12 protein-coding genes are annotated in these 12,452 nt (G+C 37.3%); 6 read left to right on the top strand and 6 right to left on the bottom strand.

Going from position 1 to position 12,452, the window contains the following annotated elements; translation table 11 throughout:
• Positions 1–40: 40 nt before the first annotated feature.
• Together EM808_RS09160 and EM808_RS09155 are read left to right on the top strand one after the other, a co-directional pair.
• Positions 41–910: an SH3 domain-containing protein gene (locus EM808_RS09160; protein ID WP_127737859.1), complete on the top strand. Its 870-nt coding sequence runs from the start codon at positions 41–43 to the stop codon at positions 908–910.
• 434 nt (positions 911–1,344) lie between these two features.
• Positions 1,345–1,578, top strand: coding sequence for a DUF378 domain-containing protein (locus EM808_RS09155; protein WP_127737858.1), 234 nt, complete (start codon positions 1,345–1,347; stop codon positions 1,576–1,578).
• Between the two features lie 32 nt (positions 1,579–1,610).
• On the opposite strand, the gene EM808_RS09150 is transcribed toward EM808_RS09155, so the two are convergent.
• A complete protein-coding gene (locus tag EM808_RS09150) occupies positions 1,611–2,906 on the bottom strand; it encodes a globin-coupled sensor protein (RefSeq protein WP_127737857.1) in 1,296 nt (431 codons plus the stop codon).
• 230 nt (positions 2,907–3,136) lie between these two features.
• Here EM808_RS09150 and EM808_RS29645 point away from each other — a divergent pair, with 230 nt between their 5' ends.
• Together EM808_RS29645 and EM808_RS29640 are read left to right on the top strand one after the other, a co-directional pair.
• Complete coding sequence (locus tag EM808_RS29645; RefSeq protein ID WP_328590372.1) at positions 3,137–3,700, top strand: PhzF family phenazine biosynthesis protein; 564 nt, start codon at positions 3,137–3,139, stop codon at positions 3,698–3,700.
• Between the two features lie 5 nt (positions 3,701–3,705).
• Positions 3,706–4,029 carry a PhzF family phenazine biosynthesis isomerase gene (locus EM808_RS29640; protein WP_328590371.1) on the top strand — a complete coding sequence of 108 codons (324 nt, stop codon included), beginning with the start codon at positions 3,706–3,708 and terminating at the stop codon, positions 4,027–4,029.
• 23 nt (positions 4,030–4,052) lie between these two features.
• Here EM808_RS29640 and EM808_RS09140 read toward each other — a convergent pair whose 3' ends face one another.
• Both EM808_RS09140 and EM808_RS09135 read right to left on the bottom strand, forming a co-directional pair.
• Complete coding sequence (locus EM808_RS09140; RefSeq protein WP_164849608.1) at positions 4,053–5,405, bottom strand: diguanylate cyclase domain-containing protein; 1,353 nt, start codon at positions 5,403–5,405, stop codon at positions 4,053–4,055.
• Between the two features lie 143 nt (positions 5,406–5,548).
• A complete protein-coding gene (locus EM808_RS09135; protein WP_225314686.1) occupies positions 5,549–6,259 on the bottom strand; it encodes a polysaccharide deacetylase family protein in 711 nt (236 codons plus the stop codon).
• A 212-nt stretch (positions 6,260–6,471) separates the two neighbouring features.
• Between EM808_RS09135 and EM808_RS09130 the strand changes: the two genes are divergently transcribed.
• Positions 6,472–7,233 carry a YqcI/YcgG family protein gene (locus EM808_RS09130; RefSeq protein ID WP_127737940.1) on the top strand — a complete coding sequence of 254 codons (762 nt, stop codon included), beginning with the start codon at positions 6,472–6,474 and terminating at the stop codon, positions 7,231–7,233.
• A 170-nt stretch (positions 7,234–7,403) separates the two neighbouring features.
• On the opposite strand, the gene EM808_RS09125 is transcribed toward EM808_RS09130, so the two are convergent.
• From EM808_RS09125 to EM808_RS09115, 3 genes are all read right to left on the bottom strand, one after another.
• Positions 7,404–8,663, bottom strand: a complete 1,260-nt coding sequence (locus EM808_RS09125; RefSeq protein WP_205685843.1) for an ammonium transporter — start codon at positions 8,661–8,663, stop codon at positions 7,404–7,406.
• 112 nt (positions 8,664–8,775) lie between these two features.
• Entirely contained in the window at positions 8,776–9,345 is a 570-nt protein-coding gene (locus tag EM808_RS09120) for a hypothetical protein (RefSeq protein WP_127737854.1), read from the bottom strand.
• 58 nt (positions 9,346–9,403) lie between these two features.
• Positions 9,404–11,362: a primary-amine oxidase gene (locus EM808_RS09115; RefSeq protein ID WP_127737853.1), complete on the bottom strand. Its 1,959-nt coding sequence runs from the start codon at positions 11,360–11,362 to the stop codon at positions 9,404–9,406.
• A 259-nt stretch (positions 11,363–11,621) separates the two neighbouring features.
• Here EM808_RS09115 and EM808_RS09110 point away from each other — a divergent pair, with 259 nt between their 5' ends.
• The gene (locus tag EM808_RS09110) at positions 11,622–12,437 is read left to right on the top strand and encodes an AraC family transcriptional regulator (RefSeq protein WP_235856582.1); all 816 of its coding nucleotides are present in this window, start codon (positions 11,622–11,624) and stop codon (positions 12,435–12,437) included.
• Positions 12,438–12,452: the final 15 nt, after the last annotated feature.

Genomic DNA, 12,452 nt, shown 5'->3' with positions numbered 1-12,452 from the left:
AATCTTTTTTGGAAAAGAGAGAAAATTAGGGGGAAGTACAATGAAAAAACTTTTCAAAAAGATATCATTTTTTATCGTATTAGCATTAGCAGTAAACCTTTTATTCCAAACTGGATTTACCAAAACAGCTAATGCCGCGACTTCTTATACTTATTACATAAAGTCGACTGCGAATTTATACAGCAGTACAAAAAGCAATGCAAAAAAGATAAAGTCTATCCCAGTAAACACAAAACTGACAACAGCCAGCGCCAAAAAAGATAAAATGTATAAAGTGAAATTTGACGGCAAAACAGGCTATGTATATGCTTCTAAGCTTTCCACAAAGCTAACGAACGTCACACTGTATACAAAAGACAATGCTAATCTATATGACAACACATCTAAAAAACAAAAAAAGCTGATATCTGTCCCAGTAAACGCTAAGCTGACAACACAATCAGTAATCGGCAGTAAAATGTATAAGGTATCGTACGAAGGAAAAACTGGCTATATTTATGCATCTAAGCTTGCAACCAAAAAAGTAAGCAAGGTACCATTTGGAAAAACGGTTCGTATTGGCAATTTCACAGTGAAGATAGACAAGCCAATCAATGAATACGGGGAAAGCTATTTATTCGATGGAAATAACAGCTATATCGCATTGCCTCTAACTATTACCAATTATGGAGCAAGGGACTATGTTGGCTGGGTGACAGAAGGATATGTTAACAACAAATATTATGATGTATTTGATAATTGGTACTTCGCAGTTGATTATGAGGATGAAGAACTGGATGGGTCTGAGATGCTTTCTAAAGGAAAAAACTTAAAAGGTTATATCACATTAAAAATGTCTAAAGGCAAAAACTTAGAGTTTGTATATACAGACGGTTACGATAACTTCATTACCTTCTATGGTAAAAATTAATACAAGAGGCTTGGATATAAGTATGTAAGTCTCCTTCAAAACCAAACTACTTAACGTTATTTATTAATAGTTTGGTTTTTATGTATACGATTTAAAAACAATAATTAAAAAACTTAGTGGTATGGAGCGGAAGCCACTCAACTACTAAGGGAAATAGAGGAAATGCTGAGACCCCGAGGCTCAGCTTCCTCCCCGTAGAAAGCGGGAACGAGCGCGAAAAAGAACGAACTAATTTTAAATCCATTCTCTATTTATTAACCCCTGCTCCAGTCTTTCAAAGTTAGATAAAATTATTTATTCTTCGTGTTAAGATTGGGGGTTTTTTGGGTTCCTCTTTTTTTGGATACATTTACCTTCCCACAATATGTTTCACTTCTCTCCAAACAGTGTAAATACAAACTAAGAAAACAAACTATACTAAAGGAGGAATAGTCATGACAGCATTACAGAAAACAGCATTAGTTCTTACTATTATCGGAGCAATTAACTGGGGGTTAATCGGATTCTTCCAATGGGATCTAGTTGCAGCAATTTTCGGCGGACAAGATGCAGCATTATCTAGAATTGTTTACGGCGTAGTTGGTATTGCAGGATTAATTAATATCGGTATGTTATTTATGTCTCCGAAGGAACGAACTTCTGATCAGCATGTAAGAACAAACCACTAAAAAAAAGCTGGCGCTGCCAGCTTTTTTTTTGTTTATTCCATATCATTAGCTATCAAGGTTAATTTGTCCGCAGATACAGCTACTTCTTTGAAATCAATGCCCATTTCATTTATTACATGAAGGAACGAAGCTAGCTCCTCATCTATTCGATTATTTTGCACTTTTGTTTCACGCATCGCATCAAAAATATGCTGGAAGTGCTCTGCAGTTTCCTGCATATTTTCATTGCCTTTTGTAATATCATCCATAATTTTATCTAGGGAAGCAGTTAGTTTTTCTGTTTGGCCATTTGTATTCTGGATTAGTGCTGCTACATTTGCGACAGATTTTTTCGTATCATCGGAAAGCTTCCTCACCTCGCCGGCAACAACGGCAAACCCTAAGCCATGTTCCCCTGCTTTTGCTGCTTCGATTGCAGCATTCAATGATAGAAGATTCGTTTGGTCGGCAATTCCTTTGACAATATTGATGATTTCAGCCATTTGGTTTGTGATAGAAAGCAAAGCATGGACATCCTTTGAAATGTCATTTACCTTTTGATTGATGTATATCATATTGTCTGCTTGGCTGTTAATTTGTTCTTTTCCTTGTAAAGCCTTGCTTTCTGCAAGGCTCGCAAGGTCTGCACCTTTTTTGGCGAATACAATAATATCATTTGACTGGGTAATAAGACTCTGAAACGATTGATTCGTTTCCTCTGAAATGGATGCCAGGTTTTGAGAGGCTTCTGTAACACTGTGACGGATAAGGCTTTTATCCTTTTCCACTGCTTCCTTTATCCGTGCTGATTCGGCATCATAAGCCTCTAACACGAGCTGTTGTTCTAAATTTAGTATTTTTGATACAGCTCTTATCATCGGAATATGTGTCTCTTTATTAGGAAAGTGTTCCTCTATTATTGCTAGTAGCGACAAAAGCAAATCCTGAAAAGCACACATATACCATTTAGTCTGTAAGCCAATCCTTACATGAACATGGGCAATCCGAATACGCTTTTCAATAAACTGTGAATTTACTTCGCCTGCAAACATTTCACATATATGTGTCCGTAAAGTTTTTTTCAAGCGTTCAATCGAGCTGTTATCATTAATAATCCTCAACAGAGACGGCTCATTTTCCAGATTTTTATAAAACCTATCTACAATTGCATCTATATGCTGCAGCACAAATGGATGCATTCTTTTTATTTGGATTAAATCCTCTGGCGTTAAACCAATCATTTGGACCTGTTTATAAACCTCGCTATGTGTATCAATGTTTAACTCTACATCCCTTAAAGTGAACTGGGCATCTATACCCTGCTTTTCTCTCTTTTTTGTAAAAATCATTTCCCCCACCCCAACTTTTATCCTATATCAAACTAAGAATACCATATGATTTCCAGTTTTAATACATCCCTTCCTAAACATCTAATAGGTATAAATAACTATTTTGCATCCAAAGAAAAAACACTCAGAAAAATGACTTAATGCACTCTTATTAATGCAAATTCATTTACTTGTTTGCTAGAACAAAATAAGATGGAGGAAAGTAACTACATATAAAGGAGAATATTGAGATGAGATCGCTACCAATTTTCCATATCGATGCATTTACTGCTAAATCGTTTGGAGGTAATCCTGCAGGTGTTGTACCAATAGCAGACAGTTTGACTGAAAGTGAGATGCAGAAAATTGCGAATGAATTAAATCTGTCTGAAACAGCCTTTTTACTGCAATCAGATGATGATACTGCAGATTATAAAATAAGATATTTCACACCAACAGAGGAGGTAGATTTTTGTGGGCATGCAACAATTGCTGCTGCATGGCTGATGGGGACAAAATACGACTGGATTAATAAGTCTGATACCATTTGCTTCAGCTCTAATATAGGTGTCATTCCCGTAAAGTGGTCGCTTAAAGCTGGCATTCTTGAATCTGTTTCAATGACTCAAGTAAGCCCAAGAGTCGAAAGCATTTCTTTAGATACAAAAACGATTTCAGAACTAGTAGGAATTAATATAGAAGATATTGATGATAGATTTCCTATTAAGAAGAGCAATACAGGCATTTGGCATTTACTTATTCCTGTGAAAACAAGGGCAGCTATAGATAATGCTATCCCAAAAAAGTCAGGTTAGGCAACATGAATAAGGAGCATGGGATTGCAACAACCCACTTGTTTACCTTTGAAGGAGCTGACGAATTTGATTTATATACAAGAGATTTTTGTCCGGCTATCGGCATTGATGAAGATCCAGTGACAGGTTCAGCTAACGGCGCTTTAGCAGGCTATTTATATGTAGAACACTTCCTTGAAGCAAATAAAACACATACACTCACCATTTCTCAAGGGCAAACAATGAACAGACCCGGAACGGTTTATGTAACGGTTAAGCCACATGGACAAAGCCCGATTATTGAGGTGGCGGGAGCCGCTTCTATTACAATTGAAGGCAAATTATTCTAACTAAAAACAACTTCTTAGCGTTTTTAAGAAGTTGTTTTTGTATTACTATTCTTAATATGACAAGTCGCTTTTGAATAAAATTGATATTGCCCTCTGCCGTTATTTTTAGCAGCATACAATGCGATATCTGCCTTATTCAATAATGCTTCAATATCTGTATCATCTGTTGGGTACAAGGAAACACCCATTGAAGAGGTTGTTAGCAACATATGCTCATCATCTATTTTCCAAGGCTCTTTCAGACTCTCGCATAATCTGGATATGATTTTCACTGCTTCTTCTTTACTGTTAAGCGCCTCAATCGTGATGATAAATTCATCTCCACCTACTCTTGCGATTTTATCTGTCTCACGTAAATTATTTTCTATCCTTTTCACATAAAGTGCTAACAGCCTGTCACCGATTTCATGTCCGTATGTGTCATTAATTTGTTTAAAAAAATCAAGATCAAGGTATGCAATTGCTAGCAATTTTTCGTTTTCCTCTGCATCCTTTATTAAATTAGGCAGACTCTCCATTAAAGACCGTCTATTAGGTATTTTTGTTAAGTAATCTTGGTAAGCCATTTTTTCCAGACGGTGTTCATACTGTTTCCGTTCAGAAATTTCTCTTGCAGCTAAAATGATATACTCTAAAACACCGGATTGCTTTTTCACACAAGAGCAGTTTGCTTCAAACCATCGATATTGTTTATTTGCATCGATTAGTCTTAATTCAAATTTATGTTCAAGTGTTTTCCTTATTGACACCTTATCAAGCCGCTCTTGTATGTCACTTACATCATTTGGATGAACTTGAGTTAAGATGTTTTCTCGTTTTAGCAATTCAGGGGTTATACCCAATATTTTTTCATAAGATGGCGAGGCATACTGAATGAAACCATCACTGTTAACAAGCAGGATAATATCCTTCATGTTTTCAGTAATCACTCTAAATTTCCGCTCCCGTTGATATAGTAATTCCTCTGATTTTTTACGGTCTGTTATGTTGCGGGAAACGATAATTAAATGGCTTCTGTTTCCCTCATCATCAAATACAGGGGTCTTTATAACCTCCCAAGTATGTTCGACACCATGTTGATCAAATAAGGATTTTTCCATCTTAAAGGAGCTGCCATAATACCACGCTTCTTCATCTGATTGATAATTATCAATAAACTTTTCTTCCAATTCTGGAATCAATTCAGCAAGCTCCAGATCTGTTTTGCCTTGATACGAAATAGAAGCTAAACAATATGTATCAATGACTTTTTTATTCGCCAAAATCCATTTGCCTGAACCGTCCTTTAAGACAATAAATTCCTCAATCATATCAATAAGCAGGCGAAGCTCGCCCTCATGATGCTTCAAAAAAGAAAGGCGCTGAGTAAAGTCCATAGGATTAACCCTTTCTATTTCCGTATTAACTAGTTCTTTAGTACTGTGTATCATTTATTATATGAGCGATGAAACCGGATAGCAATGATTATATCCTATGTAAATTAATCCAATTCTATATAAAGTTAAAGGATGGTTTTGTTTCATCTACTTTCTGCTTCTTGCAGCTCATTTATGGTTACGAACCTGTACCCCATATCTGTTAATGCCGATAATATCCCTTCAGTCGTTTTATATTCATTCCCTGTCTTATCATACATTGGGTGAAGCAATATAATGGAGCCTGGGCTTATATTTTCCTTAACATAATTCACTTTATCTTTTGGTTCCTCGTAATAACTGTCAGGCTCAAGATTCCATGTAATTGTTTCTCTGTCATTTTTGTTTAAATAATAAGGCAAACCTACTAGTTTTTTACCATTAGGCGGACGAAAGTCTATTTCTCCTTCAAAGCCTGCCTCCCGTATTAACGCATCCGTGGTTTCTATTTCTTCTTTAATAAAGCTAAGAGATTTAAAAACCATGCGATTATGTGAATAGGTATGATTGCCGATTTGATGCCCTGCGGCTACTATCTTTTCTGCAGCTGGTAAATTCCCTTTCAGTTCTCTTCCTATTAGAAAAAAGGTTGCCTTGGCATTATATTTGTCCAAAAGCGGCAGCAGGTCATCCACATTTCCTGTCGGTCCGTCATCAAATGTCAAAGCTACCAGCTTTTCCTTTGTTTCTACATGATTTACTATCGTGCCAACTAATTGATAGGTGCGTGAGTTCATCCATTTATAGACACTAAATAAAAATAAGAAAGCAACTGACACAATTATTATCGTCCAAATTAACCGCCTCTTGTTCAAGTTCCTCACTCCACATTTAAACTTTCAATCAATAAATAATTTAATTTAAGAAATTATCTATTGATAGACATTATATATCTATTCTTGAAGAAGTCTGTAAACCCTTTCTATACATTAATTTTTTCCAGCTCTTCCTCAGCCAAAAGGTTTGGACATATTCCCTTTTGATTTGTAATGAATACAGTATTAGTGCATACAGTGAGGTGAGAATAATTAATAGTCTGTTTGATAAGGATACTTTAGAACAAAACAGTCCTGATGGATGGCAGAAGGAAGCCTTTGAAGCGTTTAAAGTAAAAATGACAGATAAAGAAAAGCCTTTTCCGTGCATACCTGCGGTGATTGGATTTACCACAAATGAATTAAGATACGGATTTCTCGGTGATCCCAGACTAGATAAAAGCAGCTTTGATTTCGCTGCTCTGCTGAAGGCCTACACAGAAGCATCTCGGTCCTTTGGAAAATACACCTCCCTAATTGTCTTTTATGAAACACCTGCAGACTTGCAGCATATTAGTGTGGAACAATATGAAGAGATTTTTTGGGAGCAGCTAGGTAAACTAGCAAGCCTTGATGACATGGAATGGCCAAAACATATCCCTAAGGATCCTGACCATTCTTTATGGGAATTTTGCTTTTTTGGTGAACAATACTTCATGTATTGTGCCACACCTGCACATATAAATCGGCAAAGCAGAAATTCACATAATATGATGCTTGCTATAACCCCAAGATGGGTGCTGCAGGAATTTAATCAAAAACCTACAGTAGCTGGGCGAATCAAAACTAAAATTCGAAAAAGACTTGGGAATTATGACTCAATCGACATTCATCCTGCATTGAATAGTTATGGAGATTTAGATAATCAAGAATGGAAGCAATATTTTCTCCGTGATGATGATACAATCCCAATAAAATGTCCCTATCATCGTGTTTTGAAAGCATTGGGCCTTTATGACGTAAAAAAGGAATAAGGCCATTTTCTCTTTGAAGGTGGTCTTTTTATGTATGTTCTTTTAAAAGATAGTTTTTTTTATTACCAGGTACTTCTAATAATTACTCCTAAATTGGAAGCTAACATGTCTTTCAAAAAGAAAAAACAAGCGTCTAAATGATGCTTGTCAAAGATTTTGTATTTTATCATTTATGATACATGTGAGTCATTCATGTCTATAGACTCATTAGTTGAGTTATAGGCTCTTTCTTCATGGAGACTAATGTCTAATCCCATTAATTCTTCTTCTGCTGTAACACGTAAAGGCACGAATAATTTCACTGTTTTTAGGATAAGAAATGTGCCAACAACACCAAGAACTAGTGCTGTTGCCACACCTGTAACTTGGTGGAGAATCAGGCTAGGATTCCCGTAAAGCAAGCCATCATTGCCTGCTGCATTTACACTTGTTGTCGCAAAAATCCCTGTTGCAATTGATCCCCAAATCCCTGCTAAACCATGCACACCAAACGCATCTAATGTATCGTCATATCGGAATTTTTCTTTAATAAAGTTAATTCCATAATAGCTAACTGGTGCAGCAAGTAAACCGATAATGATGGCAGATAGAACGGTTACAAACCCTGCTGCTGGTGTAATTCCAACTAGACCAGCAATTGCTCCTGTGGCTGTGCCAACTAAGGTTGGCCGCTTGCGCACTTTCCATTCAATAAGAAGCCAACTCAACCCACCAGCAGCGGCCGCGACTTGGGTATTTGCAAAGGCAAGTGCCGTTACCTCATTAGCCCCTAGTGCACTGCCTGCATTAAAGCCGAACCAGCCAAACCATAATGTTGCAGCACCAATTAGAAATAGTACGATATTATGTGGATTGTTTTTCTTCTTCAAATGTTCATATCTAGGTCCTATGATAATAGCGGCAGTAAGAGCACTGACACCAGATAGGATATGAACAACAGTGCCTCCAGCAAAGTCAAGTTCGCCAAGCTGAGCTAACCAACCGCCTCCCCAAACCCAATGAGCCATCGGTGCATAAATAAAGGTAATCCATAAAACACTGAAGAGAATCCATGCAGGGAAAGAGATCCTCCCAGCAATCCCCCCAGAAATAATCGCAACGGTAATAGCTGCAAAGGCACATTGGAAGATAGCAAACGTATAATGCGGAATCGTATAAGTGCCAAATGCGGATTCTCCACCAACCCCATTAAATCCTAGATATTCCAAGCCACCGATAAGTCCGCCATTATCTGTTCCGAAGCTTAACGTATAACCCCATAGCACCCACACTAATGTGATAACTAACAGGCTAACAAAGCTGTGCATCATTGTGGAAACAACATTGCGATCACTCACAAGTCCTCCATAAAAGAGAGCTAATCCTGGAACATGCATAAAGATAACAATCGCTGTTGCAACAAGCATCCAGGTTGTATCACCTGAATCGATTACCGTTTCTGTTGTTGCTGCTAATGTATTAATTGGTACAAGAATAATTAGGAAAAAAAGCAGGATGAATAGTTTTTTGGACAACACCAATTCCCCCTTTATTTAATTAGATTTAATGCTGATGCTGATGATTCATTTCGGGAACATCATCTGCAGCCTTTGCATTTGCTTCCATTATTACAGCAATGCCAAGTACGGAAATAGAGAGAATCATACTTACAAAAATGGGAGTTAATTTTGTTTTTTGCAACTCATCCTGTTTAACAGCCTCTTTATTAATGGTAAATAGTAAGGATAATATCGATAATAAATAGATGATATCCATTGCCACAATAATAAAGGTTTGCCTGTTTGCTGGGGTCATATCCCCAAGCATAGCTCCCATCATCGCTCCCATAAAGCTTGCAGACAATGTTTCGATCATTCCATTAATACCAAAATGCTTTCCTGTAAAATAGCTACAAACACTGCTGATGATTATGGACAAGATAGTGGTATACGCTAATTCGCCTGGAATTAACATAGAAAGCATGAGACCAATCATCGTACTGCTTACCATCCCTACGCTCATGGAAATACACTTTCCTGTAGAGGCACTGACAAGTTGTTTTTTGGAGGCTGTGTATCTACTAAAAAGGATCGTGTAAGCAACGATTAATGCCGAGCTAATAATAAGCAACATGTCTTCACCTCATTTGTTATAATGCGGGAGTTGGTTAAAAGCCAAGCTCCCGTTTTTGTTAATGGCAAGTGGAAGCATTATTTGTACTGCAGGAAGCTTTTGCTTTTGGCCGTGGTAAATCAAGTGCTGGGTTACGGTCAAAAAATCCGTTTGGTTTTAATTGAAAGCTTTGATACGCTGTTGGCATAACTGGCCAGTCCTCTGGTCTCGTTATATGGTGGTGTCCCATTGTATACCAGACAACAATGTCCTCGTTCTCAATGTTTCGGTCAGCCTTAACATAATGCTCTAAGCTATCTCCACCCTTTGATTGATTCGGGTATTTTCCAGATGCATACATTTGGTCCCGATCGTATTTTGTAACATGAAGATGATTCTTAATAAAGCCTGCCCGTTTAATGACACTAGCTTCATCTGTTGCGAACGGGAAACAATTTTCACCTGTGACAAGCTTATAACCAACTTGCTGACCCAAGTAGTTCTTCGAATTCGGATTGACGATTTTCCATGTTTTTTGGGTAGCCAAATCAATATTACTGACTGATTCTGTTTCTGTTTTAAAGGCATTTGCTATTGTATAAAAGGCATTATTATTAGGATTTTTGGGACCTTCCTTTTCTGCGACTGTGTACGATTCAACGAGAGAGTTCTTCACACCATCCAAAATTGGATCAATTCGAAAATTAAAGAAATGCTGGTGATATGGTGCATTCACTTGTGGTGCAACCTCTGTTCCATATTTAGGGATTTCGCCAGCATCAAGTGCACCGACATTTAAAATACCAGTCAATTTGACTTCACACTCAATCGTTCCATCAGGATAGAACGACCAGAAAAATCCGTAATCATAATTCGCAACTGTTGCAAAAAAAGAAAGAACTAAGCGACGAGAACGCCTAACCTCGACACTGTTTGTTCGCCAATCCGTATGCTTCCATGCGACCCCATAATCCTCTTCATGCAAGCAAACAGCATTTTTCACGATAAATGGATCGCCTTTGCTATTTGACATCACTGCATCAAAATACTTAATAAAGCCGACACAGTCACACCCTAGCTCTAATGAATTGGCGAGCTGACCAATGCCATATTCCCCTGCATCAAATGCATTTTGCCAATTGTGTGCCGGGTTTGTATCACTGTAAGGTACCACCATTTCAGATAAGGCCGCACGGAAAAGTATTGGACGAACCTTCCCTTTATCCTCATATCCGACAGTATGAAGAACAAGCCCTTCTCTTGGAGTAAATCCAAATCGAATATTCCATTTTTGCCACTTAATATGGTGTCCATCAATATCAAAACTTGGCCCATCAGGCTGGATGATATCCAATGCTTTTACGTCTTGACGAGTATTAATAGCATAGCTCTTAGCCTCTTCAGGAGTATAAGCACCATCTGTTGGCGAAATTGGTTTCACCCCGTAGTCTTCGATGCGAATAATCTCCATTTTATTTACATCAACGACAGGAATTAGACCTGTAATCGGAAAAGCATAGCCATTCTCTCCTTCAGCCGGCCTAACCCATGCTAATGCACGAACAAGACGCTTCCCTTCATCTTCCGGGATATTAAAGTAACCAGACGACCACGGATCAATCATGACTAAGCTTGGATCAGTAATACCCCGTTTCATAAGAGCTGCTTGGTAATCCGCATCATTTCTCACTAATTCTTCGACTGCTTCAAATTCATCAAGAATAAAACCTGGTCGAACATCAGGTATATTTTCAAAGGAATTTACTTGCTCCTTTGTCAACGAAACTACAGCTTCGTACGTTTCATTTATTTCTGGCTCTAGTAAAATAATGAAAACTTCCCTTTCAAACAAATCACCTTCTTGAAAAGACAACACCACATCTTTTTCAGGTTCATTTAAAACCACTTGTGCAAACCGTACAGACTCAGTTAAATTTTTTGTTTCTTTCAAAATAGCTACTGCCTTTGTAATTTCCTCTGCTGTTAACGGCTCTAACGGATGTGTTGCTGCCTTTACTTTCACTTCAGATGCTTTCATTAAATTTCCTCCCATATTTGCTGAATTTTAATGGATGTGGTTGAGCTTAACTTAACTACATGTTTAGAATAGCTAGTTTTTTTATGAATTTATTGTAAAAAACGAACTATGATTATTTTTATATGTTAGGTTTTCTGACAAGAAACTGTATTTAATATGATTATGTTGTTATTATTTTCCGTATATTCAAATTATTCAATCAACTACTTGTAATGATGTTAAATCATATCCATTTTCAATGAAGAAAGGAGTCCTGGAATTGGAAACATTAGTAAATCGTAAATATTTTCCTTCTCAACCAGAAATTAAGCAAAATACGCATCTTTATCAAGAGCTTAAACCTGCTGGTGGATGGTATAGCCAAAACATTGCCCTGTTTTATCAATTCACTACAAATGCAGATACCCATACGTTTTTATCACTTATTCCAGATGGATGTTTTGATATTCTATTTTGCTGTGATACTGCCAATCCCTCAGCATACCTTTGGACTAGCCCTTTCTATCGTACGAAGCAACCAGAATTTCGAAAGAACTGCCAGTACTTCGGCATTCGTTTTTTCCCGGAACAAAGTATTTTCCGTTTAAATGAAGCGATGATTCTCCTGCTCGCTCAACAAATTCCGTTAACTGACGTTATGAATGATGTCGAGCCATTAATAGAATTAATCATGTCTGGTAAAACCTTTAGCGAAAGAATAAAATTATTTGGAGATTATCTGCAACAACGTCAGATGGAGGTAACAAAAGATCAAAGCATGGTTCGTTTTGCAATTGATCAAATTTATTTGTCTCGTGGCACAATTAATATACATGACTTATCAACTGCAGTTGGCTTTTCAGAACAGCATATACGCAGGAAGTTTGAAGCCTATATCGGCTTTTCTCCTAAGCAATTTTGCCAAATCGTCCGCTTCCAAAATACACTTGATATGTACTTAGACAGCCGTGAGGAAAACTTGCTGAATATTATCTATGAGAACGGCTACTACGACCAAGCACACTTCATTAAAGGCTTTAAAAAATTTATCCAGTTAACACCTAAACAATATAAAAAGATTTTTTCGGATATATGACATGGTCATAAAGCC

Origin of the sequence: Niallia taxi, assembly GCF_004005475.1 — a bacterium.
GTDB lineage: Bacteria > Bacillota > Bacilli > Bacillales > Cytobacillaceae > Niallia > Niallia taxi.
Note: the sequence above shows the minus strand (reverse complement) of the source record. Positions and strands in the feature narration are given on the sequence as shown.